This window comes from Glutamicibacter sp. M10, assembly GCF_025452055.1.
Classification (GTDB): Bacteria; Actinomycetota; Actinomycetes; order Actinomycetales; family Micrococcaceae; genus Glutamicibacter.
Genome location: NZ_CP104918.1, coordinates 1,656,878 through 1,683,013 on the forward strand (window position 1 = coordinate 1,656,878; position 26,136 = coordinate 1,683,013).

The 26,136-nt window shown below is 51.9% G+C and carries 19 protein-coding genes and 1 pseudogene; 14 read left to right on the top strand and 6 right to left on the bottom strand.

Annotated elements, in window-relative coordinates:
• Positions 1-23: 23 nt before the first annotated feature.
• The 14 genes and pseudogenes from N6V40_RS08160 (at position 24) to N6V40_RS08225 (ending at position 18,406) form a co-directional block, all read left to right on the top strand.
• Positions 24-1,360: pseudogene (locus N6V40_RS08160) on the top strand (ABC transporter substrate-binding protein).
• Positions 1,361-1,430: 70 nt separating this feature from the next.
• Positions 1,431-2,312: a carbohydrate ABC transporter permease gene (locus N6V40_RS08165; protein WP_262199709.1), complete on the top strand. Its 882-nt coding sequence runs from the start codon at positions 1,431-1,433 to the stop codon at positions 2,310-2,312.
• 32 nt (positions 2,313-2,344) lie between these two features.
• Positions 2,345-3,226: a carbohydrate ABC transporter permease gene (locus N6V40_RS08170; protein ID WP_262199710.1), complete on the top strand. Its 882-nt coding sequence runs from the start codon at positions 2,345-2,347 to the stop codon at positions 3,224-3,226.
• Positions 3,227-3,264: 38 nt separating this feature from the next.
• A complete protein-coding gene (locus N6V40_RS08175) occupies positions 3,265-4,242 on the top strand; it encodes a LacI family DNA-binding transcriptional regulator (protein WP_396268573.1) in 978 nt (325 codons plus the stop codon).
• Positions 4,243-4,344: 102 nt separating this feature from the next.
• The gene (locus tag N6V40_RS08180) at positions 4,345-5,904 is read left to right on the top strand and encodes a glycoside hydrolase family 32 protein (protein ID WP_262199623.1); all 1,560 of its coding nucleotides are present in this window, start codon (positions 4,345-4,347) and stop codon (positions 5,902-5,904) included.
• A gap of 228 nt (positions 5,905-6,132) precedes the next feature.
• Entirely contained in the window at positions 6,133-7,701 is a 1,569-nt protein-coding gene (locus N6V40_RS08185; protein ID WP_262199624.1) for a type I restriction-modification system subunit M, read from the top strand.
• Positions 7,698-8,945, top strand: a complete 1,248-nt coding sequence (locus N6V40_RS08190) for a restriction endonuclease subunit S (protein WP_262199625.1) — start codon at positions 7,698-7,700, stop codon at positions 8,943-8,945. Before N6V40_RS08185 ends, N6V40_RS08190 begins: the two co-directional genes overlap by 4 nt.
• A gap of 3 nt (positions 8,946-8,948) precedes the next feature.
• Positions 8,949-10,007: an AAA family ATPase gene (locus N6V40_RS08195; RefSeq protein ID WP_262199626.1), complete on the top strand. Its 1,059-nt coding sequence runs from the start codon at positions 8,949-8,951 to the stop codon at positions 10,005-10,007.
• Entirely contained in the window at positions 10,004-13,045 is a 3,042-nt protein-coding gene (locus tag N6V40_RS08200; RefSeq protein ID WP_262199627.1) for a type I restriction endonuclease subunit R, read from the top strand. Before N6V40_RS08195 ends, N6V40_RS08200 begins: the two co-directional genes overlap by 4 nt.
• Positions 13,045-14,262, top strand: a complete 1,218-nt coding sequence (locus N6V40_RS08205; protein ID WP_262199628.1) for a Shedu anti-phage system protein SduA domain-containing protein — start codon at positions 13,045-13,047, stop codon at positions 14,260-14,262. The genes N6V40_RS08200 and N6V40_RS08205 overlap by 1 nt, the downstream gene beginning before the upstream one ends.
• Before the next feature lie 107 nt (positions 14,263-14,369).
• Positions 14,370-15,770, top strand: coding sequence for an ATP-dependent nuclease (locus N6V40_RS08210; RefSeq protein ID WP_262199629.1), 1,401 nt, complete (start codon positions 14,370-14,372; stop codon positions 15,768-15,770).
• Positions 15,771-15,808: 38 nt separating this feature from the next.
• Positions 15,809-16,393: a hypothetical protein gene (locus N6V40_RS08215; RefSeq protein WP_262199630.1), complete on the top strand. Its 585-nt coding sequence runs from the start codon at positions 15,809-15,811 to the stop codon at positions 16,391-16,393.
• A complete protein-coding gene (locus N6V40_RS08220; RefSeq protein WP_262199631.1) occupies positions 16,386-17,810 on the top strand; it encodes a UvrD-helicase domain-containing protein in 1,425 nt (474 codons plus the stop codon). Before N6V40_RS08215 ends, N6V40_RS08220 begins: the two co-directional genes overlap by 8 nt.
• Before the next feature lie 14 nt (positions 17,811-17,824).
• Positions 17,825-18,406 carry a hypothetical protein gene (locus N6V40_RS08225; protein WP_262199632.1) on the top strand — a complete coding sequence of 194 codons (582 nt, stop codon included), beginning with the start codon at positions 17,825-17,827 and terminating at the stop codon, positions 18,404-18,406.
• A 198-nt stretch (positions 18,407-18,604) separates the two neighbouring features.
• Here N6V40_RS08225 and N6V40_RS08230 read toward each other — a convergent pair whose 3' ends face one another.
• The 6 genes from N6V40_RS08230 to N6V40_RS08255 form a co-directional block, all read right to left on the bottom strand.
• Entirely contained in the window at positions 18,605-19,972 is a 1,368-nt protein-coding gene (locus N6V40_RS08230) for a hypothetical protein (protein WP_262199633.1), read from the bottom strand.
• A 54-nt stretch (positions 19,973-20,026) separates the two neighbouring features.
• Positions 20,027-20,776, bottom strand: a complete 750-nt coding sequence (locus N6V40_RS08235) for a hypothetical protein (protein ID WP_262199634.1) — start codon at positions 20,774-20,776, stop codon at positions 20,027-20,029.
• A 78-nt stretch (positions 20,777-20,854) separates the two neighbouring features.
• Positions 20,855-22,024 (bottom strand): metallophosphoesterase family protein, encoded by a 1,170-nt coding sequence (locus N6V40_RS08240; RefSeq protein ID WP_262199635.1) that lies wholly within the window; start codon positions 22,022-22,024, stop codon positions 20,855-20,857.
• 292 nt (positions 22,025-22,316) lie between these two features.
• On the bottom strand, positions 22,317-23,639 hold the full coding sequence (locus N6V40_RS08245; RefSeq protein ID WP_315973797.1) for an MFS transporter: 1,323 nt from the start codon (positions 23,637-23,639) through the stop codon (positions 22,317-22,319).
• Between the two features lie 11 nt (positions 23,640-23,650).
• The gene (locus tag N6V40_RS08250; RefSeq protein WP_262199637.1) at positions 23,651-24,556 is read right to left on the bottom strand and encodes a carbohydrate kinase family protein; all 906 of its coding nucleotides are present in this window, start codon (positions 24,554-24,556) and stop codon (positions 23,651-23,653) included.
• Positions 24,553-26,025: a glycoside hydrolase family 32 protein gene (locus tag N6V40_RS08255; RefSeq protein WP_262199639.1), complete on the bottom strand. Its 1,473-nt coding sequence runs from the start codon at positions 26,023-26,025 to the stop codon at positions 24,553-24,555. Before N6V40_RS08255 ends, N6V40_RS08250 begins: the two co-directional genes overlap by 4 nt.
• Between the last annotated feature and the right edge of the window lie 111 nt (positions 26,026-26,136).

Consider the following 26,136-nt stretch of genomic DNA (forward strand, 5'->3'; position numbering starts at 1 on the left):
TCACTTCAACGGAGAACTGAGCCATGACCAGAACACACCGCACAACCAAGTTTCTGCCAATCCTCGCCGCCGCTGCCCTAGCACTATCCAGCTGTGGAGGAAGCTCCGCAGGAGCTGATCCCACCGACATCAATCCCACCGGAGAAATCGAGGCCCGCGAAATTTCGTGGCTGCTCTCCCGGCCAGCAGATGGCGGGGTGATCAAGACTATGGAACAAATTGCTGATGAATACGCGAAAGATCATCCTGGATTCTCGTTGAACCTCATCACCACACCAGATAGGCCTTCCTACATTCAGAAGTATGAGACTCTGGCCGCGGCTAACAAACTTCCTGAACTCTTTGACACTGATGCAACGCCTTTCGCCCAAAAGCTGGCTGGCCAAGATCGGATGGTGGATGTTGATCTTCTGCTGAAAGACCTTGGACTCAATGATGAATATCGTGAAGCGGCGCTGAACTACCAGCGGTTTGATGATGGGTCCTTGTACATGGTTCCTTTTGAATTCCAGCTTGAATTCTTCTGGTTCAACAAAGACATCTTCAAATCCGCTGGCGTTGAAGCTCCAAAATCCCTCGATGATTTCCCTGCCATGTGTAAGGCTCTGAAAGCAAAGGGCGTCACCCCGATTGCTTTGGATGGTCAGGATCAGTGGCCGTTGGAACGGTACATGTCCTATTACCCGTTCCGCATGACTGGCCCTGAATACGTGCAGAAGCTGAAGGCCGGTGAGGCAAAATTCTCTGACCCTGAAGGTAAGGCAGCAGCAGAATGGCTACAGTCGCTAGGTGAAGCAGGTTGCTTCCAAAAGGGCTTCTCATCCACCGGTTACGCCGATGCGCAAGCACTCTTTACCTCCGGTAAGGCAGCTGTCTACAATACCGGTACCTGGGAGCTGAGCAACCTGGCCACCGAACATTAGACGCTGGGGTACGTGAGGATGTTGACTACTTCACCCTGCCAACCATTGATGGTTCAGCGACGGCGGAAAACGAGTACGTGACCCCTTCAGGTATTGGCATGGCAGTAAATGCCCAGACCTATGATCCTCTGGTTCGCGACTTCTTGGCCTTTGCACTGGAACGTTACCCAGAGCTCTACGCTTCCACCGGTGCTCTCTCACCAACTACGGGTGCAAAGACCACCGTCCCAAAGAAGGCCACGAAGCTCTATGACCGTGCCATCAAGCAGGCCAATGACGTGGGCAGCAACATCGCGATGCCTTGGGATACCCAACTGGACCCGGCAACAAATACTCGCCTGCAACAGGAACTGACTCTGCTTGTCCAGGGGGACATCACCGCTGATGAGTTCGTGACCACCATGGACGCAGCGTTGAAGGAGAACGTCGGTGGCTAGCGATACACAGACAGCCTTTGTGAATAGGCGCGCACGTCCGCGGCGTCAACGCCGTAAAGCTGTTCAGTCCATGCTTCCGCGCCGCTCAGCATTATCTGTTGCAGTTTTCTTAGTGCCACCGTTGATCATTTATGGTGTCGCGGTTCTCCTTCCCATCGTTCAGTCGCTGGTCCTCAGCTTCTATAAGTGGGATGGGATCACCGACATGAGGTTTGTCGGCCTAGATAACTACGTGAAGATGCTGTCGCGTGATGATGTGTTTTGGACGGCCTTCGCCAATGCACTGGGTTATCTGGTCATCTGTTTGGTCTTGCAATTAGGTGGAGCACTAGTTGTCTCAAGCCTGCTCACCGCATTGCCTCGTGCACGGGAACTTGTCAAGACGCTGTACCTGTTGCCGGCGGTCATCTCCACCGTGGCCATTGCCTTCTTGTTCCTGCGGGTCTACTCACTTGAACCTGTTGGCATGCTCAACCAGGTATTGCAATGGGTTGGGTTGGGGGACCTACAAACTGCATGGCTCTCAAATGTGCAGACAGTACTTGCTGCAGTGTCCATCCCTGAGGGGTGGAGGTACACCGGCCTGTACATGCTGATCATCTATGCAGCGTTGATCTCAGTGCCACGAGAACTTGAGGAAGCTGCTCGCTTAGATGGGGCGTCCTGGTGGCAGGTCTTCTGGAATATCCGCTTCCCACACATTCGCCCAGTCTGGATCACCACCACGATCATGGCCACCACTTTTGCTCTGCGTGGCTTTGATATTCCTTATCTCTTGACCAACGGCGGGCCCGGTCAATCTTCAGAACTGCTGACAACCTACATGTACAAAACGGCGTTTGTTCACACGGACTACGGTTACGCCAGCGCGATCTCCGTATTCATTGTGATCGAGTGCTTGGTAGCTGTTGGCCTGATCTACCTCCTCCTGCGACGTAAGGACGAATCGTGAGCACTACTGTTCAGATTGAAACGGAAAAGCCCATGACTACACCGATAGCTGAGAAGCCACCAGCAGCACCAAAGGCCAAACGGCCACGAGGCAGCGTGCACCGTACCTTACTGATCGTGACCGTTGTGCTGATAGTGATAGTTCAGGTGTACCCGCTGCTGTGGCTGTTCTTGACCAGCTTCCGCACCGCGGCCGACTTTGCTGGTGGCAACCCATTTGCGTTGCCTTCCGAGTTCACCCTAGATAACTATTCGCGCGCATTTGCGACCGGAAATCTGGGACTGAACATCGTCAACAGCCTGATAGTTACCCTTGGCTCTAGCGCGCTGATTGTTGTTGCAGGAATGATGGCAGCCTTCGCGTTGCAGGTTCTAGGCTTCCGCTTTAGCTCGGTGGTTCGTGCACTGTTCTTGCTGGGCATTATTGTTCCGGTGCAGATCGCTTTGGTGCCATTGTTCATTGACTACTCCAAAATTGGATTACTTGATACGCACCTGTCAATGATCATTCCGCTGGCAGCGTTCTCATTGCCGATGGCCATCTATCTGTTCTCCTCGTTCTACGGATTCATTCCCCGTGAGACTTACGAGGCAGCGTCCTTAGACGGTGCCGGACCATATCGGATCTTTACTCAGATCACCTTCCCACTGTCTTTGAATACCATCGTCACGGTGATTCTGGTGAACAGTATTTTCATTTGGAATGATTTCATCTTCGCCAATACCTTTGTGCTCTCCGATGGGCTGAAGACCATTCCTCTGGGATTGCAGAACTATATTGGTGCTATGGGCAATACAGACTGGACAGCGACGTTCGCAGCCGTATGCATCTCGGTGACACCACTACTGCTGGTATTCCTAGTCCTGAACAAGGCAATGATTCAGGGACTAGAGAGCGGGGCCACCAAGGGATGAGCCAAGTAAGACAACCTAGACAAAATTCACCGGTAACCATGCGAGATATCGCACGGGAAGCCGGTGTTTCGGTGGCCACAGTATCCCACGTAGTCAATGACAAGCCTGGAGCGCGGATTGGTGAAGAAACCAAACAACGCGTCCATGACGCCGTTGCCAAGTTGGGCTACCGTACCAACGCGTTAGCCAAGAACCTCTCGGTAGGATCTTCACGATTCATTGGACTGGTTGCGGACGCAATTGCAACTACACCTTTCGCAGGCCAGATCATCCACGGTGCTCAGGATGAAGCGTGGAGACACGGATACGTTCTATTGGTCGCCAACACCGATGGCAACCAAGCCGCTGAGCAGGATGCCATCGCAATGATGCTTGAACACCAAGTACGGGGGATCTTGTATTCCACTTGGTACCACCGTGAAATCGAAGTGCCACCGTCACTTCTCCAAACAGATACAGTCCTGGTTGATTGCTTCTCCACGGGCAGCGGACTACCGGCAGTGGTGCCAGATGAAGTGCAGGGCGGTAGATCCGCCACCGAGGAACTGATTGCCGCTGGGCATGAACGGATTGCGTTCATCAATACGACAACTGCTTCACCAGCGTTAACAGGCCGTTTGGCCGGCTACCGAGGTGCGCTTGAAGCTGCAGGTCTGAGCTTCGACGAGGATCTGGTATTTCCTACAGCTCCAGAGCAGGAAGGCGGGTACGAGGTCACTGCGGCAATTATTGACAGCGGTGTGAGCGCAGTGTTTTGCCACAACGACCGAGTGGCCATGGGCCTATATGACGGGCTACGGGAACGCGGCCTACGCATACCTGATGACATCGCCGTTGTTGGTTTTGATAATCAAGAAGTCATTGCTGCCCATTTACGTCCGACGCTGTCCACTATTGCCTTGCCCCATTATGAACTTGGCGCCGCAGGCATTCGAGTTCTCCTAGGGCTTGAGCCAGAACGAGATGATCAGACGTACTTGATCAATTGCCCAACAATTCGTCGTCAGTCTCTCTGACAAAACCACCAAATATTCTCAGGCTTTTTTCGTAGCCCCAAAGATCAAGATCCTGACCGGTACTGCAGCGAAGCGGAGACCGGATGCAGAAAGGAACGCGCAATGACGCACGTATTTTCTCGCCGAAGTTTGCTACAGGTTTCCGGCATTGGAGCCCTTGGACTCTATTCGGCCACAGCACTGCCCACAGCCGCAAAAGCCGTAGCATCACAGCGCTCTTTTTATCACATGACTCCGCCGGCCGGATGGTTGTGTGATCCTCAACGCCCGGTTTTCGTCAACGGCGCTTACCATCTGTATTACCTGCATTCTGATGTGAATAACGGCCCGGGGGACTGGGACCATGCAACCACTCAGGATGGAGTTTCTTTCACTCATCATGGGGTGGCCATTGGGCAAAAACCTAATTTCCCGGTCTGGACCGGATCAAGTGTCATTGATGATACGAACACTGCCGGATTTGGTGCCGGTGCCATCATAGCCCTGGCTACCCAACCCACAGATGGCATTCGCAAATATCAGGAACAGTACCTGTATTGGTCAACCGACGGCGGGTACACCTTCAACGGGCTGCCTGATCCGGTCATCATCAATACTGATGGTCGCAGTGCCAGCACGCAGGCGGAGATTGAAAACGCGGAATGGTTCCGCGACCCAAAAATTCATTGGGATGCTGTGCGTAGTGAATGGGTTTGTGTGATTGGCCGGGCTCGTTACGCGGTCTTTTATACCTCGAAGAATTTACGAGATTGGCAGCTGAAACGGAAATTCGACTTTCCCAATCACGATCTGGGTGGCATTGAATGCCCTGACCTCTTTGAAATGACAGCGGATGACGGTAGTCGACACTGGGTACTTGGCGCCAGCATGGATGCCTACAGCATTGATTTGCCGATGACCTACGCCTACTGGATGGGACGATGGGACGGCGAACAGTTCATTGCGGATAACCTTGAACCCCAGTGGCTTGATTGGGGCTGGGACTGGTATGGCGCAGTGACTTGGCCATCGATTCAGAATCCAGAAACGCGTCGGCTGGCCCTAGGGTGGATGAATAACTGGAAGTATGCCAATCGTTCTGTTCCTACAGATTCCACTGATGGGTATAACGGACAAAACTCCATAGTGCGTGAACTGCAATTAGCAGTGCAGCCCAGCGGACAGTATTCGCTGCTGAGCACGCCGGTAAATGCGTTATCGAACTACGCCACCTCACCGATCACCTTTGACGATAAAAACGTTGACGGCAGCTTCACGCTTCCCTGGACCGGTCGCGCCTACAAATTAGAACTGGACATTTCTTGGGACTTGGCCACCAACGTTGGTGTCTCCATTGGGCGATCATCGGACGGAGCCAGACATACGAATATCGGCAAATTCGGAAGCGAAATCTATGTGGATCGAGGCCCGTCTAATCTAGAGGGCTATTCACTGAGTCCTTACACGAGGGCATCGGCACCCATTGATGTTGAAGCCCGCTCGGTTCACTTACAAATATTTGTAGACACTCAAAGCGTAGAAGTTTTTGTGAATGCCGGTCACACGGTGCTTTCGCAGCAGGTTCACTTTGCTGAAGGGGACACGGGCATTTCATTCTATACCGACGGTGGACCCGCCAACTTCACGAGTATCAGCTTCAGTGAGTTCACATCTGGCGTCTGATCTATGCTTGAGCTTTCCGATGCGTAGGAAGAACAGTCCGTTGAATTTCTCAGGATACATAGCGGTCCAGTTCAGAACGGTAGCGCCGTTCGGCAGTGCGAATGAAGTCAGTTTCATACTAAGAAATTGATTCTCTATAGACATGTGACCTGCTGAAACTGTCTGGCTGCTGGGGTAATGTTTCTCTTGAGAATTATTGAGAAATAATGAGACAAAAATAGAGAATCGATGGTCGGCACCGTGAAGGAACAGCAACGAGCAGAACTACACAAAACAATCTGGCAAGTGGCCAATGATCTTCGCGGTTCCGTGGACGGCTGGGACTTTAAGTCATACGTCCTAGGCATACTTTTCTACCGATTCATCTCCGAGAACCTCACCAACTACATCAACACGGGCGAGCATGAGTCTGGCGATGCTGAGTTTGACTTCGCAGAGCTTTCTGACGACGAAGCTGAATTTGCTCGCGAAGAAATTGTCAACGAAAAGGGCTTCTTCATTCGCCCATCTGAACTGTTTGAAAACGTGCGCAAGCGTGCACCTCAGGATGAGAACCTGAATGAAACACTTGAGAGTATTTTCCGCGACATTGAAGGATCAGCAACCGGTGCCGACAGTGAAGACGACCTCAAGGGCCTCTTCGACGATCTGAACGTGAACAGCAGCAAGCTCGGTAATACCGTGGCGAAGCGCAACGGCAAAATGGTCAAGCTCCTAGACGCGATCGGTGACCTTCCTTTGGGCGGCAAGTTCTCAGATAACACCATTGACCTGTTTGGTGACGCGTACGAGTACCTGATGCAGATGTACGCATCCAGCGCCGGTAAATCTGGTGGAGAGTATTACACCCCACAGGAAGTCTCTGAGCTGCTAGCAAAGATCACCACGGTCGGTAAGACGCGAGTGAACAAGGTGTATGACCCAGCGGTTGGTTCGGGTTCACTCCTGCTCAAGTTTGCCAAGGTGCTTGGCAAGGAGAACGTGGGCGGGTTCTATGGTCAGGAAATCAACCTCACCACCTACAACCTTGCTCGCATCAACATGTTCTTGCACGATGTGAACTACGAGAACTTTGACCTGGCTCTGGGTGACACTCTGCTGGAACCACATCACTGGGACGATGAGCCGTTTGAAGCGATCGTCTCTAACCCGCCCTATTCGATCAAGTGGGAGGGCGATGCCAACCCGATCCTGATTAATGATCCACGCTATGCGCCGGCTGGTGTGCTGGCGCCTAAGTCAAAGGCAGACCTTGCTTTCACGATGCATATGCTGCATTGGTTGGCGAACAACGGTACCGCAGCGATTGTTGAGTTCCCTGGCGTGCTTTACCGTGGTGGCGCTGAGCAAAAGATCCGCAAGTACCTGATCGACAACAACTACGTCGATACGGTGATTCAGCTTCCTGCTGACTTGTTCTTCGGTACGACGATTGCAACATGCATCATAGTGCTGAAGAAGTCGAAAAAGAGCAATGATGTTCTGTTCATTGATGGTTCCGCTGAGTTCGTGCGCGGAGGCAACAAGAACAAACTGAGTGAAGCCAACCAACAGACTTTGCTTAACGCGTTCACGAATCGTGACTCGTCTAACCACTTCGCAACCCTGGTCGATAACAGTGCTATCGCCGCGAACGATTACAACATTGCCGTGTCCTCGTACGTCGAGACCGAAGACACCCGTGAAGTCATCGACATTGACGAGTTGAATTCGCGGATCGAGCAGATCGTTGCCCGCCAGGCTGAGCTGCGCACGTCGATTGATGCGATTGTGGCTGACCTGGAGGGCGCGAAGTGAGCCGTATTGATGAATTGATTGCTACGCACTGCCCCAACGGTGTTCCTTATATGGGAGTAACCGAGGTAGCTGACTATATTCGTGGAATTACGTATAACAAGGGTGATGAGGAGCTAAATGGGCCGAGGCGTGTGCTCCGTGCAAATAACATCACCCTGTCATCGAATACCCTAAATCTTGACAATTTGAAACATGTTTCGGAGTCGGTCAGGGTCCGAGATAACCAGCGTCTTCATGCTGGTGATATTTTGATCTGTGCCGGTAGTGGAAGCAAAGACCATATCGGAAAGGTTGCGTACATATTTAGAGATATGGAAGAAACCTTTGGCGGATTTATGGGGGTTATTCGTTCGAAGGGGAAACTCGATGCTCGGTACCTTTTTCACATACTGACGAGTGATCTTTTCCTCGGGTACCTCCGGGGTGCACTTTCCACGACAACTATCAACAACCTGAATTCGCGGGTGATGAAGGGCTTCGTTATCCCTGTTCCTCCGTTGGAAATTCAGCGTGAAATCGTTGGTATTCTTGATGCTTTTAGTAAAATGGAAGCGGAACTGGAAGCGGAGCTGGAAGTGGAGCTGGAAGCCCGGAAGCAGCAGTATGAGCACTATCGGCGTATGTTACTAACCGAAGTGGAGGCTACCGGTAGTCTGGCTGAACTTGGAGAACTTGGAAGAATCGTCACTGGGCGAACCCCCAAGGCATCAGACACGTCGTCTTGGGGCGAAGACGTTGATTTTATTACCCCATCCGACATCAAGAATGGCATGAAGAGCGTCAGTATCCCTGTGCGCCGTCTTTCTAAATCCGGAGCCGATTCTTTATCGAAAGCAATTGTCCCTGCTCGATCTCTGTTAGTTACATGTATCGGAGCAGACATGGGCAAAACAGTCATAAACGAGAATAAGTGCGCAACCAATCAACAGATCAATTCCATCACTCTCAATTCTGGAATTGACACTGATTTTGTTTTCCATGTCCTGACTTCTATGCGTGGCAAAATTCGAGCACAAGGTGAACGCGCGGGCGGAACGATGCCTATTATCAATAAAAGCGATTTTTCAAAGATTAAGATCTCTCTTCCAACATTGCTGGAGCAGAAACGAATTGCAGCGATTCTCAACAATTTTGATGCTCTCGTAAATGACCTTCATAGGGCTCTCCCTGCCGAGCTTGCCGCTCGTCGTCAACAGTATGAGTACTACCGTGACAAGCTCCTCAGTTTCAGAGAGGACGTGTGAACTATGCACTACGAATCACTTGACGATTTGGCATACAAGTTGCCAAGAGGCAAGGCTCGAAACACTCTAATCTTCGCCCCGAACACCATAGGCAAGACTCGACTAGCTCAGCGTTTGAAAGAGCGGAATCCTGACGGGGTGATGCTCTACAACGCAATTGTTGAAGATGGATTCACTTGGGACAACGAACGACTTGTGCTTAGGATGAATCTTGAGTCAGTACTGCTGAGAACCATCAAAACGCAAGGTCTCGACGGGGAAATTATAAAGAACTTTCAGATATTCACGAACGATAGAATCGAGCCAACGCTGGATTTCGCAAGTGGAGAGATAACCTTCGGTATGTACAAAGGGGACAACAACTCTACTGATGGAATTAAACTATCTCGTGCCGAAGAGAGCATATTTGTGTGGTGCGTCTACTTCACAGTTCTTAGCGAAGCTGTAGATGCTTTAAGTGAGCGCCAAGATTTGCGTTCCACGACAGATTACGATGCCTTGGTATTAGCAGTAGTCGACGACCCAGTTTCTTCTATGGACGACATGAGGATTGTCTCTGTTGCGCTCGCTTTGGCCGATCTCATGGAGCGTGCGGAACCGCTTGGCTTGAAGTTCTTGGTTACAACTCACCATGCCCTTTTCTTCAACGTCTTATTCAATTCGCTGAAGTCAAAAGAACTCTCGAAACGGGCGTGTCTTCTCCAACGTGGAGTAGATACAGGGTGGGAGCTAAAGGAACAATCAAAAGATTCTCCATTCAGTTACCATCTCGGAATTATTGATGAATTGGAACGCGCAGTTTCAGAGAACAAGATTCAACGGAGCCACTTTAACCAATTCCGCACGCTTCTTGAGAAAACATCGAACTTTCTGGGGTACTCGGGATGGACACAACTCTTAACTGGACCAAACGCGTCTGTACTCAAAAGCACTCTCAATTTATACAGCCACGACCGAGTTTCGGAAATTGATTCTTCTGAAGTTTACGAGATCCACAAGGAAGCTCTAAAGACGGAATTCTCTGAGTTCCTAAAAAGGTTTAGATGGGCGGCCGCGTCATGATCGAAGCACAGGCTCGTAAATACGACACTATCGCAGTAAGCAACGAGAGTACTGTTGTTTCGGTCTATGATGCCGATCCGTCAAAAGAAACTTCGTACCAGTCGGAAGCACAGCTGGAGCGTGAATTTATTCGCCTACTCGAAGGCCAAGCTTACGAGTATGTGGAGCTGACGAGTGAAGAACACCTCGTCACGAATCTTCGAACTCAGCTCGAAGCCCTGAATCGCTTCACCTTCTCGGATGAAGAATGGCAACGCTTCTTCAAAAAACGGATCGCCAGCACCGGTGACGGGATCGTCGAAAAGACGGTGCGGATTCAAGAAGACCATGTCCAGCTGTTGACGCGTGATGATGGCACGACAAAGAACATCACCTTGCTGGATAAGCAGAATATTCACAACAACCGTTTGCAGGTCATCAACCAGTATGCGGTGGATCGCGGTGAAGGCGGGGCAAGCTTTTCCAACCGGTATGACGTGACCGTTCTGGTCAACGGTTTGCCGATGGTACATATCGAGTTGAAGCGACGCGGAGTGCCGATTCGCGAAGCCTTCAACCAGATCGACCGATACCAGCGAGATAGCTTCTGGGCCGGCTCGGGCCTATTCGAGTATGTACAACTATTTGTGATCAGCAACGGTACGCAAACAAAGTATTACTCGAACACCACGCGCCGTCAGCATATTGCCGATGCGACGGGTATGAAGAAGAAATCCAAGACGTCCAATAGTTTCGAATTCACCTCGTGGTGGGCTGATGCGCAGAACAAGCCGATTCTTGATCTGACGGCGTTCGGCAAGACGTTCTTCGCCAAGCACACCTTGTTGAATATCCTCACCCGTTACTGTGTCCTGACCAGTGACCGATTGCTCCTGGTGATGCGGCCGTACCAGATCGTGGCGACCGAGAAGATCTTGCAGAAGATCGACATCTCGACGAACTACAAGACTCTTGGCTCTCAGGAAGCTGGTGGTTACGTCTGGCACACGACCGGCTCTGGCAAGACGCTAACCAGTTTCAAGGCAGCTCAACTCGCCTCACGTCTGGAGAGCGTGGACAAGGTACTGTTCGTCGTTGACCGCAAGGATCTGGACTACCAGACGATGAAGGAGTATGACCGGTTCGAAAAGGGATCGGCGAACTCGAATAAGTCGACGGCGGTGTTGAAACGGCAGTTGGAGGATCCGTCAAAGCGGATCATCATTACGACGATTCAAAAGCTGTCAAACTTTATCTCAAAGAATAAAGGCCACGAGATCTACTCGGGCCATATCGTGCTGATTTTCGATGAATGCCACCGCTCCCAGTTTGGCGACATGCACACGGCAATTACGAAGGCATTCAAGCGGTACAACCTGTTCGGGTTTACCGGTACACCGATTTTCGCCGCGAACTCCGGCACGAGTGGCAACCCGCAACTGAAGACGACCGCACAGGCTTTCGGGGACAAGCTTCATACCTATACGATCAAAGACGCGATCACCGATCAGAACGTTCTTCCATTCCGTATCGATTACGTGAACACGATGAAGGTCGGCTCGGTCATAGACAAGCAGGTGTCGTCCATCGACACGGAGAACGCCTTACTGTCACCTGTGCGCGTCTCTCAAGTGGCCTCGTACATCTTGGAGCACTTCGATCAGAAGACGAAGAGATCCGTTGGTTATGCACTGGGGGAGAAGCGTGTACGAGGGTTTAACTCTCTCTTTGCTACAGCTTCAATTTCAGCTGCCAGGACGTACTACAACGAGTTCAAGCGCCAACAAGCCGTGCTAACGCCTGACCGTCGGCTGAAGATCGCTACGATTTTCTCCTACGCACCGAATCCTGATTCCGAAGACGGATTGTTAGATGAAGAAGGATTTGAGACAGAAAACCTGTCGGGGGATGCTCGTTCATTCCTAGAAACGGCAATTACTGACTACAACAAGATGTTTGGTCAGAGCTACGATACAAGTTCGGATAGCTTCCAGAACTACTACAAGGATTTATCTCAGCGGCTAAAGAATCGTGACCTGGATATGGTCATTGTGGTGAACATGTTCCTCACCGGCTTTGACGCGACCACGATGAACACTTTGTGGGTGGATAAGAACCTGCGCTCCCACGGGTTGATACAGGCCTATTCGCGAACGAATCGCATCTTGAACTCAGTGAAGACATACGGGAACATCGTAAACTTCCGGGACCTGGAAGAAGCAACGAACGACGCCATTGCCCTCTTCGGCAACAAGGATGCAGCTGGCATTGTGCTACTGAAACCGTACCGAGAATACTATGAAGAGTATGCGAAGAAAGTCTCTGACCTTCTAGAGAAGTTCGTTCCCGGACAGATAATCGAGGGCGAAGCTGCGCAGAATGAGTTCATCAAGTTATACAGCGAGATCTTGCGACTGAAGAACATCCTGACCTCGTTTGACGAATTTACCGGAAACGAGATTCTTTCGGAACGACAGGTTCAAAACTATCAGTCGGTCTATCTTGATCTTTGGAATGAGCGAAAGAAAAAGGACTCTGGCGAGAAGGAACAAATTACCAGCGACCTTGTCTTTGAGATTGAGCTGATCAAGCAGATTGAAGTCAATGTTGACTACATCTTGCTGCTCGTACAGAAGTATAGAGAAGAGCGAGGCGACGGAGACGATAAGGAATTACGTGCTGGCATCTCTCGTGCAATCGACTCCAGCCCCTCCCTTCGCAACAAGAAGGACTTGATCGAAGACTTTGTTGACTCGGTGTCTGTGGATGGCTCGGTTCAGGACGAATGGCAGGCATACGTTCAAGCTCAGCGTGAGAGCGAGCTTGAGGAGATCATCGCTTCGGAGAACCTGAAGCGTGATCAGACCCTAGGGTTCGTCGACTTGGCATTCACCGATGGGGTGCTGCGTACAACAGGTACAGAAGTAACGAAGATTTTGCCACCGGTGTCGCGGTTCTCGAAAGAAAAGAATCACGGCGAGAAGAAGCGCCGAGTGATTGAGAAACTAACCGTGTTTTTTGAGCGCTTCTTTGGGCTGAGTACGGGGGAGCGGCGTTGATGTCAGAAACAAAAAGCTGGCGGAATGTTGCGGAATCACTCGAAGCTACACTCGCTGGACCGACAGAAGAGCAAGTCAACATCGCGGAAGCATTAGGCATCACGATATCTGGCGATTTACCTGCGCTGGTCGCTTCTGCGATTTTGAGTGAACGCATAGCTCCGGCGCTAATGCGTTCAATGTCTGATCGCGAGCCGAATGTCGAAGCGCTTCGACAGTTGGAAGCTGCGCTTGGTCTTGCTGCTGCTCCTATAACCGAGGGGACTTCAGCAGATGTCGTATCAGCATGGATTCAATCTCGCTACAGGGTGAAAAGACTGCGCGGGATCCGCGAACTGCAACCCCAGCCAGGTGACGTAGTTCGTTTGACCGGTGCACAGCCGAACTTGATGATAATTTCCAGTGTTGACCGACGAGGTCGCATTCACATGAAGGGTGATCGAGGCTTAGGCGCATGGCCAGACAATCTACGCCTCGTTGCGCGTGAAGGCGCGCATGAAAACCATGCCGATCTCACTATTGAGATCCTGAATCACATTCGAAATAGCAAGATTGATTACGACCCCAACTTTGCCCTACTCGATAAGATCGCAAAGTATCGGCTGGATCGCCTTCGTCCTGACGGCCTTGCGCTACAGGAACTTGAGGATATTCTCGAGGGTGGCGACGGCAGCGAAGGTCCGCTTCAGCGGCTTGTTGAGCGGCACCCACAACTGCTTGCAAATACCGTTATTGGGCATAGCGGAACGTATGTCATTCCACAAAAGTCGCTCGGGTGTGAATTTCGTGCAGATTTTGTCGTTCTAGGGATCAATAGCACCGGTCCGGAATGGGTTCTCCTTGAAATCGAGGCCTCCAAGCACAATCTACATAACCGCGATGACACACTCACTGGTGCTGTGCGTCACGCGGTTGGCCAGATTCAGGATTGGCGCGAGTGGCTCACTAAAAATGTCTCATACGAGCAACAACAACTCAGCCTTCAAGGATTGACCAATAGGGCGCCGGGGCTGGTCATTATTGGTCGAGCTGAGCCAATTATGGAACGTGACGGTGCGCGGAGTCAGGCACGCGAGCAGCAGCAGAGCATCTCGATCCATAGTTGGGATTGGATTCTTCGACAGGGGCAGCAGCTTGCTAATGGAACATTCCCAACGGCCGTGTATGCGGACGGGGTCTCTCTGGAACGGTCGATCGAAGAACTGCTCAACGCTTGATAGGGCGAAGACCCTGGCAGCATTTTTTAAACTTATTAGAATATAGCGAATGGTTCATGTGGTAAAAATCAGTGAATTGCATAAATGTTTCGAGGAGTTAATGTCGCATGTATTTGTCTCAAATTCAAATTAGAAATTTTCGACAGTTTGATGATCAAGGTATTGTAGTCGAATTTCAGCCGGGAGTAGTTGCACTGGCTGGTCCGAATGACAGTGGCAAGACAGCGATTATCGATGCCATTCGATACGTTCTCACCACTAAAGACCAGGAATTCATTTCCGTCCAGCCGGAAGATTTCCATGTGTCTAAGAGTGGCGGAGTTTCCAGCGATATAACATTGACTTGTCGCTTTTCCGGTCTGTCCACTTCCGATAAATCCACGTTCCTTGAATATCTGACTCCGGCTGAAGATGGCGAGCTAGTTTGCTATCTTCAGTGGAGGTGCGTCAAGAAGACCTCGTCGACATCGCGCAGATGGAACGAGGTAACACTGAAGTCTGGATGCGACGGTCAGGGGCCGTCTGTTGATTCGGCGACAAAGAATCTTTTGGCTTGCGCATACCTGCGACCTCTGCGTGATGCTGAACGAGAAATGTCATCTGGTAGGAATTCGCGACTATCTCAGGTTCTGAATAAGTTTCCAGATATTTCAAGCGGCGACACTCTTGATCCAAAGAACCTACCGGGGAGTATCAGTGGGATAGAATCTCTGAGTCTAGCTGGCCTTTCTGACTACATTCGATATCTAGTAAATCGTCATGACGGCGTGAATGCCGCAACGACCAGCATTAATGCCGACTACCTGTCTGAATTGAGTCTCGTGGGCGATGATCTCACCGCGGAGATCAACTTTGTGAGCGGACCAGATGACACGACACGGCTGAAACAAATTCTGGAACGACTCGAGTTGAACCTGCTAGATAGTTCATCGCAATCCAGCTATGGACGATATGGCTTGGGCTCGAACAACTTGATGTATATGGCGTGCGAGTTACTTCTAATAGCTAAAGAGCGCGAAGGGTTACCACTTCTGCTTATTGAAGAACCCGAAGCTCATCTTCATCCGCAACGACAATTGCAACTGATGAGCTTTCTGGAAGGCAGAGCAACTCGTCAAGACGGGCAACCACCAGTTCAGGTCATTATTTCGACCCATAGCCCTATTCTCGCTTCCAAGGTCAAGGTCGAGAATATCGTGCTTGTCAATGAAAGCCAGGCATTTTCTCTTGCGCAAGACCGAACGATGCTATCCAAGTCAGATTATGGCTTCCTGACAAGATTCCTTGACGCAACTAAGTCAAACCTATTCTTCGCACAGGGCGTTATCGTCGTCGAAGGTGATGCGGAGAAACTACTCCTACCAACTATCGCTCGGATCCTCGGGCGTGACCTGACGAAATTTGGCGTCTCTATCGTAAACGTCGGTTCAACAGGATTGCGCCGATATACACGAATCTTTCAGCGGCAAATCATCACGCCCCTGAAGGAACCACCGCACAACCCATAATCAAGATACCAGTTGCATCTATAGGCGATCGAGACATCATGCCAAATAATGCTCCAGAGATTCTGAAATACGTGAAAAACAGTGACGACGAGAAATGGAATGGCAGCAGGAGAAAATGGCGGATCGAAAAAGATCCCAAATTCCTCAGCGACCCAAACTGGCCGAACGAAAAAGAATATGAAGCCGGCCGCGCTGCGATTGTTAATAAATTAACCGCTGACGATGGCCAACAGGTTAGGACGTTCTACGCCGACTACTGGACTTTTGAATACGACTTAGCGCACGCGGGATTGGCCAGCCAGGTGTTTACGGCGGCTAAGCTCGCTCAAGCGGATGATCGTATTCACAACGTGGATGACTCTTCGGTCGCGTTCGAGCGCGTGAAGACAGCCGCGATTGCAGAATTTCAAAAGCTGCTAGCAGCGCATGCGAACATTGAAACGCTATCAACACACGTCTACAAGGAGTTTGTCGTAGGAAAAGCGTCGAAATCGATTGCCGCTCAATACTTGGCCCAACTTCTAGAGGATGAATTCAACGGGCAATCGGAAAAGTTGAACGAAGTTCTGCCAGATTACCTAAAAGCGGCGCTTGCATATGTCACGGACTCTAGCAATGGCTGAACTCCCGCAGTGGATCTCAGAAGTGCTCTATCAGCCGACGATCGAAACTGATGAAATCGACGGCGTGGTCTCATCCATGAAAATTAAGGAGCTTGACACCGAACGCCGTAGATTCATATCGGATTTATCGTCATTCGACGTCAGTGCTTGCCCTGGAAGCGGTAAGACGACACTGGTAGTCGCCAAGGTACTGCTTCTATCCCGCAAATGGGAGTCAAAGACTCGGGGGATGCTTCTTCTCTCTCATACGAACGTTGCCAAGGATGAAATATCAAATCGTTTTCAAATTCTTGGCGAAGAGCTTCCCTCCAGCGGACGCCCACACTATGTCGGAACAATTCATGCGTTCGTGAACAAATTCCTGACGATTCCGTATCTTCTATCGATAGGAATCGAGCAAAAGGCTGTCGATGACGATCTCGCCATCAAGGTGCGAAGCCAGCTGCTGGGTCAAAGAATATTCGGATTGCGCAATTTTCTAGCGCGAAAGCATACGTCACTGGAAGCGATCAAGATCACTGATTCCAATCTGGACAAGCCCTTTGGTGAACGTCTTCTTGGTATTGCAGCGGTAGGCGCAGACTCCTATTCCTCGGCGGCGGGTGCTGCTCGCGGCTCTGTTGAACTTGGATACCTTCGCCATGACGAAATATTCGCCTTTGCCAATCGATATCTTGAATTGTATCCAGAAGTCGCTGCTGCGCTCAGGCGTCGTTTTCCATTCATCATGATTGACGAGATGCAGGACACGACAACAGAGCAAGCAAAGCTACTGAACAGGATATTTCCGCACGACCACGATGATATAAGTGTTCAGCGAATCGGCGATCCGAACCAAGCCATCTTCGGTGCAGACCACGATAACGGATACCCACAGATTAATCAGTTTTCAATCGCTGATAGTTTTCGGTTTGATGCATCGATCGCCAATCTGGCTTCACCGCTGGCCGTCTATCCTGTTGAACCTTCGGGACTTCGAGGGGTTGATATGGGGCACGACTCATCGACGAAGAAGAACGTCTTCATTGTTTTTCACCCTGACAAAATTGACAGAGTTCTTCCATCCTTCGCTCAGATCGTGGCGGACTTAGTTCCTGAGGAGGTCTTGCTCAGTAGGAAAATCTCGGCATTAGGGGCCAGACACATATTGCCAGACGGTGAGGCAGACAACGCTGCCCACTTTCCAAAAATAGTAAAACACTATCTACCGACATACCTACCAAGATCATCTACTGCAACCAACACGCACCGAACTTTCATCGCAGACGTGCTTCACGCTCGGGGAAACGTCGCAGAATCTGGTCAGCTATCGGAAGGCCTAGAACATGTAGCCGGGGGCTTATTCGGTTCATTAACAGCGGGCTGGCGTACGGTGACCGGATTACGGTTAAGCAGCGAAAATATAGACAGCTCGTAGACCTGGTGAATTCGGTGGAAGCTGAAGTATTTGAATTTCAACAAGCACTCGGCTCGATCCTGGTGTCTACAGTTGTGCCGACTTTCGGCGAGCTGGAGGAGCTAAGACAGCAGGCACTAACACTAATAACCAGCGCAACCGCTGGGCTTGGATCGACACCAAACGCGGCAGTTTTCTTCGAGGCAGTAAATAGCGAACTACTTGCGACACGTCCCAAAACCGTAGCGGGCAAACCAACAAATGCATACGTGCATCGTCGTGAGAATCTAGCGGATATTTCCGTAGAAGTCAGTTCTATCCATGCAGCTAAAGGCGAGACTCACGGAGCAACGCTTGTACTCGACACGTACAACAGGGCACGCTTCGTAGGAAAACTGATCCCCTGGCTATCAGGGAAGAAAACAAACACCACAGCCAAGACTTCATCCAGCGACAAGAAACGAATGCACGAGTGTTACGTCGCAATGACACGTTCCAGTCATTTGCTTGCGGTAGCTGCGGTAGAAAATTCACTTGGCAAGACTCCCGCTGACATTGAAAAATCAATTCAAGATCTCAAAGGTCATGGCTGGGAGGTACTGCGCATCCCAGCATAGATGGCGCGCTTGGGAAGTGCGCTCCTATTCCGTCTTTTCCTGTCTCATCGCATCGTGGGTACACCCATCTTCATAAGATTGGGTGCCAATCCGGGATGGGACAGGACTCCGGGTAGCCGAACGTTTACCAGGTGTGCCCACACGACAGTACTTTTCGGTCCCTGATTGGGTTGTACGATTCTCGTGCGTACCTCGAATTCAGTGTTGAACCCCTACTGTGAAAATGGACTTGAACATCTCTAAGGAGTCGATGCAATGATTGTTCAGCAATTGGAACTGTCCAGTTGTAACCGTGTTGTTCCCCTCCTCGGTCAGGACCCAGGAGACTTCTACTGAGTCGGCTTCGGAGTCCCTCATGACGATCACGTAGTCGTCCTGCTCGCTAGTCCACGGCGCGTTCGGACGGAAAGAGTCAGGCGTGAGCACGATTTCGGCATCTTTGTCGCGGTTGCTCCAGTCAACCGGATAGCCACGCGATGTGAAGCTTACGGGGGAAGGTGACATACCCGACCAGTATGGGGGCTGCTTCTTCAACACGGGCTCGACGACTTTATCGAGGTCCGCTTCATCCAGATCGAGGTGTTCGATCAGCTCGCAGTCATGGAGAGTGATGGTCAGGTGAGGCTTGGCGACAAACCGATCACGACTGACCACACGAATGCCGGCACCAGACAACCCGACGCCCAAGAGATGCTCGCGACCCTCGGCAAGGTGTTCGTCCTTCCGTCCCTGCCACGCAGTGAGAGCCCGTTTTCGTCCCTCAGTTGAAAGCGGTTTCTCGATACCGAAGATGCCAGTATGCAATGGAAACGGAGTAGAAACTATGCCGCTCTTGTCATTTGGCGTCGCCACTTTGGCAAATTGCTCTTCGCGGTATGCACGCACCCTCTCTATGACGTCTTGGACGCCTATCACTCGGTGAACCTGACCGACCAATTGCACCATGAGCTCTATCGGCAGCGTCCCTTCCTCGCGGGCACGCTCAACGAGAGCGAGTACCTCGCCAGAACGCGCAGTCCGTGTGTTGCTAGTGCCACGCACATATATCGCGCCATCATAGAGGCTATCGCGGCGATTATCTCCCTGATAGTCCTTGTGGCAGGGAAAGATCGTCTGGCCCTCCTGCGGCGGCTGTCCGATGACGAACAGCACCTCGCGTTCGGAGCTGACTGCGATCCGGCCGAATTCAAATGCAGGAAACTGAGGTCCCAAGTAGGGGGTAAGTCGGTCCTCTAGTTCGTGAGCTTCGGTGCCGCGCGGCACACCGAGAGCGCTGTTCTTCTCTGCGCCTATTACTAGGACTGCGTAGCCTTGGAAATGCTGGGACGCTTCACGCGGGCGTCGATTGGCCGTTCCTAGTAGAAACTTTGCAATCTTGGCCACGGTCGCTTTGGCGCTCATGACGAGTTCACTCTTTACCTCAAGATAAGTCGTCTCGGCCTCGTCTCCGACGGCGACTACGTGATCGAGGATCCTCTGTAGCGCGCGCTCACCAAGCGGAACAAAGTCGGTGTTCAGCATGGAACTTCCGGTGGGTGAACTGTCTGGAGGCGAAATTTCAGTCATGGTGTGATTCTCCTGTGGGCGGCGTTGAATTAGACAGTGGAACTGACGAACGTCTTACGTCCTTACCGATTTGGGTACAGACCAACCAGGCTCCCAGATCTCCCAACCGATCTTCTTAGCCAATTCCCCGAACCAACCTTGGACGCCTAGGCGATGGATGCAGAACCACCAGGCCTCCAGTTCGTCCGCGATGGCCCCGCGGATCCTCTTCAGATAGTAGTCGATGGCAGCATCGTCGCCGGTCGGAATTTTGTGGAACTCGGGACAGGTCTCACTGACATGCAACTCCACCCGTTCCCAGTACTTGGCCGGGTCATCGAGCTCGCCGGGTTGATCAGTCGCCAAGATATCCAAGTGGTGAAAGCGTCCCGATTTCCCGTATCGTGCGAATGTAGCGAAGACCAGCGGAATGACACTGCTATCTCTGACGTGGCCCGCGAGCCGAGCCGAATACCCCTTGGCGGTCGTGCGAGAGAGGCCCTCATCGATCGCGTCTTGGAGGCGTGCGTTCAGCTTCTCGATATCGTGGCCCCAGCCAATGAGCTCAGACTTCGAGGGCCAAGCCCCAGCATCGTCGACCGACTTGCAACTGAGCATGACCTTCATGGCTTTCTCAATCCCAATGCTGCCGAGCGAGAACACAGAGTCTCCGTCGACGTGCACATATTGCATTTTTCTGATGGCCTTGACCGAGTCGCACATCAAGTTGCGAACCGAGCCCGATTCCTCTAGCAGAGCAAACCCCTGGCGGGCCGAGAGCGCTGGGTGCAGGCCTGGCTTACGGTCGTCATTGCTCAGAGTCACGTCCGTAATTCTCCTCTCGTCGTGCCGTTATTCGTATCGTGCCGGATAGGGAGTAGAACTGTCCCACTCAACGTAACGTTAGGGCAACGGCAGCGGCTCGTCCAATGGTTGCGCCTTGGTGCTCATATCGATTCCCAGATCCTTGGCGAACACCTTACGAGTTCCGGCGTAGACCCCTTCCTTGTTTTCTGCGAGTTCGAAGACTCGTGCACCGCGAAGCTCGTGATTCTTCGTACCGCCCAAACCATAGGTCCCGAAGCCGGTACCTGGGGCGTAGCCTAGCTCGATGCCGTAGTAGTTGCCCTTGAAGGTATTGATGTGGTCGTGGCCGCAGTAGACGCCACGAACATCTCCGCGCTCCTGTAGAGCGGTGAACATGCCGGAGTTGAACGCACCGGTGTAGATGCCCTCGTTCTTGACTCCCTCGATGGAGTGCTTCTTAACCGCTTTTTCATGATCGGCATCATTCGAGGTGAACTGGGCTCCGTACCACATGTGGTGGTGCTCCCACAGTGGGATATGGGAGAACATCAAGGATGGGACCTTGCCGTAGCGTGCTTCGGTGGCCTTGGAAGCTTCGCGGTACCAAGCGATCTGCGCAGGACGGATCCAGTCGTAGGACATGAGCCCTTCGAAGTCCTGTCCAGCGATGGTCTTTGGCGCATAGCGATTCGAATCAAGCAGCCAGATGCCGAAGACCGGCGTGGCGTTCTTGGATGAGGCGATGAGCAACTGGGAGTTCGATTCTCCCTGGATCGTGTCATTCTTCGAGTTGGCGTTGAACTTGTAGCCGCGAACGAAATCGAGAATCTTGGCATCGGTCATATTCGTGCCGTTGGGCATCGAATCTTCGTCATGGTTACCAAAGGTCAGCGCCCAGGGGATACCCCGGGACTCCATTGGCTGCACTACGTTGTTGATAGCCTGCTTGACCTCGGTGACAGTTTTAGGAGATCCATTGATGACATCGCCGTTGATGAGCGCGAAGCCCGGCTTTTCCGTATCCAGAACCTTGTTCATCAGCTCTAGGGTTCGGCGATCGGTGCGTGGTCCATCTTGGGTGTCATTAAACTGGACGATTTTGAACATGCCGTCTGCGCCGAACTTCAGCTTCGGAGCCGCTGCCGGGGATTTTTCGGCGGGCGCGGCAGTCGCTGCCGTGCTACTGGCGGCGAAAAGACCGGTAATCGCGGTAGCGTTGCTGCCAATGAGTACTCCGCGGCGGGGGACAGAAGAAGAATTGCTCATAGAAGTGCCTTTCACTAGGTATCACAGGAAATGCCACACCCGAGGCGTGGACGAGTGCGCTTTGATCGTAGGAAAACCTAGTGAAGCGAAGATGAATTCAAGTCATCGTTATGCAGGTAGTGGCATAAATAAAGCATCCGAATATGAACCGGATGCAATCTGCCCCCGATTGGCAAGATTTGCAGTTGGGCCTGGTCCGAACACTGGCCTGAAATATCTGGGTGCAAGCAAGAAAGAGGTCGGGGTGCAGTCGAATTCGACTGCACCCCGACCTTACGCGAACTAGTTTGGACTACGCATCAACAGCAGTCTTTGAGTGACGAAGGAACGGGTCACCATCAACTTGTTGATCATCTTTCTTAAGTGCAAAGAATCCGTAAACACCGGCTAGCAGCACCACAATGGCAATGGTGATGAAGGTCTGCTCGTTGCCTACGCGGTCGTGCAGTGCACCCAGTGGGGTCGACAGAACGACGTTACCAATCTGTGCCGAGACCTGGAAGCCAACCATGTACAGGGTGGCTGACAGTGCTGGGTTAAAGTGCAAGGTGAAGTAACGGAACACCGGCAAGATGAACATTGGAGTCTCGATAGCGTGCAGCATCTTGATGGCCGAGACCAACAGTGGATCATCCACTAGGGCACAGCCCAAGATGCGAACGAACATGATGGCTACGCCCATGAGCAGCGAAGCGCGTACACCTACTCGGCGCATGATGATTGGGACGATACCCAGCATGGCAGCTTCAAAGAAGACCTGCACTGAGTTCAAGATTCCGTAGACGCGCTGACCGGTAGCAGGATCATCAAAGAGTCCGGTGTAGAACTCTGGGAACATCTGCTGATCAAAGACGGTGTAGAAAGTCCATGAGAGCATCACGAAGATGATGATCAGCCACAAGCTAGGCAAACGGAACAGGCCAAGCATTTCACGGAAGGAAGGCGTGGAGGCAGGGGACATGATGCCCTCGACCGGACGCTTAGGCACCGGCTCACCCTTGGCACGCGAAAATAGCAACAGCGCAAGGTGTACCAGCCCAAGTACGGAACCAATCCAGAAGTTCAGCATTGGGTTGATGGTGAACAGGAAGCCGGCGGCCAAGGCAACTACGGCGTAACCGAAGGAACCCCACATACGCGCCTGACCGTATTCAAAACCGAAACGACGGCTGTAGCGTTCGGTCAAGGCCTCAAACAGACCCACACCAGCAAGGAAGCCAATGGACAGCACAATGGCGCCAAGGATGACACCGGTCATGAAGTTGCTCTGCAATAGTGGCTGGTAGACCCATGTAACGAATGGACCAACCAGCGCGGTCACTGCAGCCAGCACAACGGCCAGATGTTTCTTAACACCCAGGCGGTCCTGGATAGCTCCGTAAGCAAACATGAGGACCAAGGTGGCCAACGAGTTCACCGAGTAGACGGTACCGACCTGTGCACCGGTCAGTGCTAGACCGGTCGTTTCACTGGTGAGCCAGATTTGGAAGAAGGACCACCAGATACCCCAAGATGCAAAGAACAACAGCATCGAGAAGGAACTTTGGAGGTATGTCGGATTTCGTAGAGAAGTTGTAAAGCCAGCCATCTTTGCCCTGGTTTCTTTCATGTGCATGTAAAGCGAGATTAGTGAGTGAGTGCGTTAGTGAAGTCTTCAAGCCATGGGGGATTTGCTCCGGCCTGTGCCACTGTCAGTGCAGCAGAAGTAAGTGCACCACGTAAAGCTTGTTCAATGTCTTCGGATTTCAGTTCGGTTCCGTCACGAAGTGCCGTCACGAGATCTGGAAGTGAAAGTACTCCATAGAGTAGTCCGGACATAAAAGCATCTCCGGCACCGATGGTGTCCTTGAGATTGGTGGGGGAGGCCTCAACGTCATAGCGCTTGCCAGCAGCAAGTGCCAGGCACCCGTCTCCACCCTGCGTCATGACAGCTAGTGCTGGACCAAGGCTAGCTACGTGTTCTAGTACTTCCCACGCTTGTAGGTCTGGGTAAAGCCACTGGCCATCCACGTCACTGAGCTTCACTACGTGGCTGAGGCTAATGAGCAACTCAATGCGCTTCAGTGTAGCTTCGCGGTCTTCTACAAGATCCGGACGTAGGTTCGGGTCATAGCTGCGCAAGGAATCAGCAGATGCATTTTCAAATGCGTCCACAATGCACTGACCGGACGGTTCAATCCATGCGGCAATAGAGCCGGTGTGCAACAAGGCAGTCTGTGCATCTGCGGCCACCGCCGGAATCTGCTGGTGGATATCAAAGGTGTAATGAGCATTGGAGTGCTCATCCATCTCCACCTGTGCTACCGAGGTGGAACGCTGGGTGACAGAACCCGGAGCAACCTGAACACCTGAATTGCTTAGATGTTCAGCAATTTGCTGACCATATGTGTCCTGGCCAAATTCGGTGTGGAACTGAACCTTGCGCCCAAGACGGGAGAGTCCAACAGCAACGTTGAGTGGGGATCCACCTGGATGTGCGGTTTCGCCAACAACATCAACCAGGGATTCACCAAGAACGGTAATCAGGCTCATGCGTTGGTACCTGCTTCAATCTCGTCCAGCGGTAGTACTGCAACCGAGGCGTTGGTTCCCTCGGCTAGTCGCAGTACGCCATAAGCTGGTGCAGATTCTCCGGTGAGCTGGTCGGTCAGTGAGCGAAGTCCATCTGCAGCGAGGATTTCAATGGAACCGTGATCTAGCAGTACCTGGACCGTGATTTCAGTCAGTCCTGCTGGCAGTGGCATGCGCTGCGTTGATGCGTAGAGTTCATGATCAACTATGCCTGCAGTACGCTCATGCGTCAGCAAGGCGGAGTCGACAGCAATTTCACTGATGAGGCTCTCGTCAGTCCGGTAGAACGACAACTTTGCTGACTCACTGACGTTGCCTGCAAGATGCAGTTCAAGCAGAGCTGGGGAACCCAGCTCAACGCGAGTCTCTGCGCCGGTTACTGACTGAGAAACAACATCGGTGACTGGCAGGCCAAGGATCTGCTGACGGATCTCGAAGTTACCTTCAGCGTTCTTGACCAAGTTCATGGTGCGAGCGGTACTCATAGAACCGCGCCATCCATCATTAGGAAGATCGCGGGCGTAATCCCAGTTGCTCATCCAAGCAATCAGAGTCTGCTGATCAACCGGTAGTCCGTGGAAGCTGACGCCGGCGTAGAAGTCACGGCCGAAGTCCAACCATTTGGCGGCGCTTAGCGCTTCAAAGTCCAGACCCTCTACGGCGGCTACGTCTTGATCCGGGGTGAAGGTAGTGCCGTCAAATTCACCAACAAAGTATTGGGTACCGGAACCGCCAGCAATGCCGCCTGGGTTCAGCGAAACAATAAGGACCCACTTGAGCTGGTCAGTTCCGGAAACTGGAAGCTGGAACAAGTCCGGGCATTCCCAGATGCCAGTGACTGCTGCCTTTGGCCCGAAGCTGGAAAGCTCAGTCCAATCAATCAGATTCTCGGAACGGTAGATCACTACGCGACGTTCAATCGCTTCTACAGCTACTAAGACCCAGTAGGAGCCTTCAGCAGATTCGTAGCGGGAGACTTTAGGGTCACGGAAGTCTTTGGAACCGCGGTCAATGACTGGGTTCTGTGCGTACTTGGTGAAAGTTGCGCCACCGTCCAGCGAGTAGGCAATGGCCTGGGACTGGTTGGTTTCGTCCTTGGCTGCTGCGGTGTAGATGGCAATAACCGGTGGGATGGTTCCGTCGCCGAAGCCACTGGTGTTGTCATGGTCCACCACGATGGAGCCGGAGAAGATGTCAGCAACGTCGCCATGCAGGATGGCAATAGGGAGTTCTTCCCAGTTCACTAGGTCAGTGCTTACTGCATGTCCCCAGGACATGTAGCCATGGCCAACACCATTGGGGTTGTGCTGGAAGTACAGGTGATATTGCTTTCCATCAAAGAACAAACCGTTGGGATCATTGATCCAGTTTTTCTTGGCTGTGAAGTGTAGCTGTGGTCGCTTCACCGCGACCTGCTGGGTTTCGGGCAACGCTGCCATCCTTCAATAAGAGAGTGCTAAATGCATTTAGCACAAAACTCTAGCAGTGTGATGTGATCCCTGCAATAGGCTAGGCTCGAATAATTGCATGTCAACGGTGGC

What these genes read in the sequence shown, in the direction of transcription:
- N6V40_RS08205 (WP_262199628.1), top strand. Translation starts at nt 13,045, where the DNA reads ATGTCAGAAACAAAAAGCTGGCGGAATGTTGCGGAATCACTCGAAGCT.
- N6V40_RS08220 (WP_262199631.1), top strand. Translation starts at nt 16,386, where the DNA reads ATGGCTGAACTCCCGCAGTGGATCTCAGAAGTGCTCTATCAGCCGACG.
- N6V40_RS08240 (WP_262199635.1), bottom strand. Translation starts at nt 22,024, where the DNA reads ATGAGCAATTCTTCTTCTGTCCCCCGCCGCGGAGTACTCATTGGCAGC.
- N6V40_RS08250 (WP_262199637.1), bottom strand. Translation starts at nt 24,556, where the DNA reads ATGAGCCTGATTACCGTTCTTGGTGAATCCCTGGTTGATGTTGTTGGC.
- N6V40_RS08195 (WP_262199626.1), top strand. Translation starts at nt 8,949, where the DNA reads ATGCACTACGAATCACTTGACGATTTGGCATACAAGTTGCCAAGAGGC.
- N6V40_RS08185 (WP_262199624.1), top strand. Translation starts at nt 6,133, where the DNA reads ATGGTCGGCACCGTGAAGGAACAGCAACGAGCAGAACTACACAAAACA.
- N6V40_RS08170 (WP_262199710.1), top strand. Translation starts at nt 2,345, where the DNA reads ATGACTACACCGATAGCTGAGAAGCCACCAGCAGCACCAAAGGCCAAA.
- N6V40_RS08215 (WP_262199630.1), top strand. Translation starts at nt 15,809, where the DNA reads ATGCCAAATAATGCTCCAGAGATTCTGAAATACGTGAAAAACAGTGAC.
- N6V40_RS08180 (WP_262199623.1), top strand. Translation starts at nt 4,345, where the DNA reads ATGACGCACGTATTTTCTCGCCGAAGTTTGCTACAGGTTTCCGGCATT.
- N6V40_RS08200 (WP_262199627.1), top strand. Translation starts at nt 10,004, where the DNA reads ATGATCGAAGCACAGGCTCGTAAATACGACACTATCGCAGTAAGCAAC.
- N6V40_RS08175 (WP_396268573.1), top strand. Translation starts at nt 3,265, where the DNA reads ATGCGAGATATCGCACGGGAAGCCGGTGTTTCGGTGGCCACAGTATCC.
- N6V40_RS08245 (WP_315973797.1), bottom strand. Translation starts at nt 23,639, where the DNA reads ATGCACATGAAAGAAACCAGGGCAAAGATGGCTGGCTTTACAACTTCT.
- N6V40_RS08165 (WP_262199709.1), top strand. Translation starts at nt 1,431, where the DNA reads ATGCTTCCGCGCCGCTCAGCATTATCTGTTGCAGTTTTCTTAGTGCCA.
- N6V40_RS08210 (WP_262199629.1), top strand. Translation starts at nt 14,370, where the DNA reads ATGTATTTGTCTCAAATTCAAATTAGAAATTTTCGACAGTTTGATGAT.
- N6V40_RS08230 (WP_262199633.1), bottom strand. Translation starts at nt 19,972, where the DNA reads ATGACTGAAATTTCGCCTCCAGACAGTTCACCCACCGGAAGTTCCATG.